Origin of the sequence: Bradyrhizobium sp. dw_411 (genome assembly GCF_018449695.1) — a bacterium.
Lineage (GTDB): Bacteria > Pseudomonadota > Alphaproteobacteria > Rhizobiales > Xanthobacteraceae > Bradyrhizobium.
The window spans coordinates 1-1,913 of record NZ_JAAVUY010000042.1 but is presented as its reverse complement, the minus strand read 5'-3'; the positions used below and the strand labels follow the sequence as shown (position 1 = coordinate 1,913).

The window sequence follows — 1,913 nt, the reverse complement described above, 5'->3', positions numbered from 1 at the left end:
ACCAGCGCGGCGGTTTCGGCGAAATCGGTGAGTTGCGCCGTCAGGTCGATGATCCCGGCCTGTTGCAACGCGGCCGCATCGTCGGGTTTCGGATTCTTTTGAAGACTGACGAAGGCGGCATCGGCGCCGAGAAGATTCAAAAGCATCCGCAGGGGCATCGACCGGTTATGATCATTCACGTGGATCGGATTGCCGGACCAGACAAGACCTACCCGCAGTCTGCTGTCGTTGCCAAGGCGTTCGGAAAGCCGAGTCTCCCACATCTGCTGGCGCGCTTGTTCCGGCTGCGGCAGATAACCCAACCCGGAAGGAATGGTATCGAGGCGCGTCGCAAAGGCGAGCGGCAGGGAGGTGATCGGGCAATGCAGATCGAACGCCGGCAGCGGCTTCAATGATCTTGAAACGCATTGCGCGATGCCAGCCATGCCCGCCAACAAGGGACGTAGGGGATCGGTAACCGATAGAATGACGCGGGCGCCGCGGGCGATGAGCAGCGGCACGTAACGTAAAAATTGAATGGTGTCGCCCGCTCCCTCGTCTTCAAAAACGAGGAACGTCTTGCCGTCGATCAGCTCTCTTCCGAGCCACGCTGGCTGGGACAATCCGAAACGGTCGATCGGCAGACCAGTAATGGCCCAGCGGGCCTCTCGCCCCGCCCAACCCGCATCGAAATTACCGGTCAACAGATGCACATGCGACGCGTAAAGGACGGCGCTCATATTATTCGGATCGATCGTCCTGACCCTGTCGTAAAGCTCAAGACATTCGGCGAACCGGTGCTGATGACCGAGCGCAGACGCCTTGTTATTCAACGGGTCCGTGGCGCTGGGCTGCAGGTTGAGTGACCGGTCGTACCACGGCAACGCCTCGTCATCTCTTCCCAGCCCCGCGAGAAATACGCCGACAAGATTGCAGATTTCGGCGCTCGCCGGATTGAGTGCGTGGGCGGCTTTGATGTCGACCAAGCCTTCCTCCAGCCGCTTCAAGCTGAGCAACAATTCCGCGCGCGTCTGCAAAAACAGTGCGTTGTTGGGCTGTAGTTCGTTGCACAAGTCGAAGTGCTTCAATGCCTCTTCGAACCGCTTCAGGTTATAGAGCAGATGCCCGCTTTTATATGCCGCATCGCGGTGATGCGGATTGAGCTTGAGCACGTGCTGAAAGGTCAGCAGCGCGTCGTCCGGACGATTGAGCCTCAGGAGAGTATTACCGAGATGCTTCCACAACTCGGTGTCTTCAGGCTTGAGCTGTATGGCTTTGTCAAAAGCCTTGAGCGCATCTTCGTAGCGTTCCTGGCGCAGAAGCATGGTGCCCAAATTGCCAAGGTATTGCGGCTTGGGATCGTTCTGAATGGCGCGGGCCATCCACGCCAGGGCAAGATCATGTTGCCCGGCTTGATGGGACAGCAGACCCATCAAATGCAGGGTGTCGGCATGTGAATTGTCGATGGCGAGAACCCGCTCGCAGCAGATTTGTGCGTCGAGATATCGTCCCGCTTGCATATGGTGCAGGCCGGCCTCGCACAACGCATCAAGGTTTTCGGTACCACCGGGATCGTCGGGGTTCGGAGGCTTTTCGGGGGCTGGTCCATGGTCGCGGCGGGTCATCGGAGCTTTCAGAATTTGCGCATTGAGGCGTTACCGGCTCCCGACTTGTTGTTTGCCGGCAATCAAATGGACTTCCTCGCGGAAATCATCGCGTCCAGCTCGCTCCGCACCCGCGCGGCGACGCTGCCATAATCGCGCGTCGCATCCTGCCTGAACAGGCGGACGGTCGGATACCACGGGCTGTCATCGCGATCGAGCAACCAGCGCCAGTCGGGCAGATAGGGCAGCAGGATCCAGGTCGGCCGGCCCAGCGCGCCAGCAAGATGCGCCACGCTGGTGTCTACTGTGATCACGAGATCGAGCCGGCTG

1 protein-coding gene and 1 pseudogene are annotated in these 1,913 nt (G+C 59.4%); both read right to left on the bottom strand.

Features of this window, described 5'->3' with window-relative positions; translation table 11 throughout:
* A partial coding sequence (locus HB676_RS33590; RefSeq protein WP_213742813.1) for a tetratricopeptide repeat protein occupies positions 1 to 1,604 on the bottom strand: 1,604 nt, incomplete at its 3' end.
* 62 nt (positions 1,605 to 1,666) lie between these two features.
* Positions 1,667 to 1,913, bottom strand: a pseudogene (locus tag HB676_RS33585) (hypothetical protein); the annotation flags it as partial.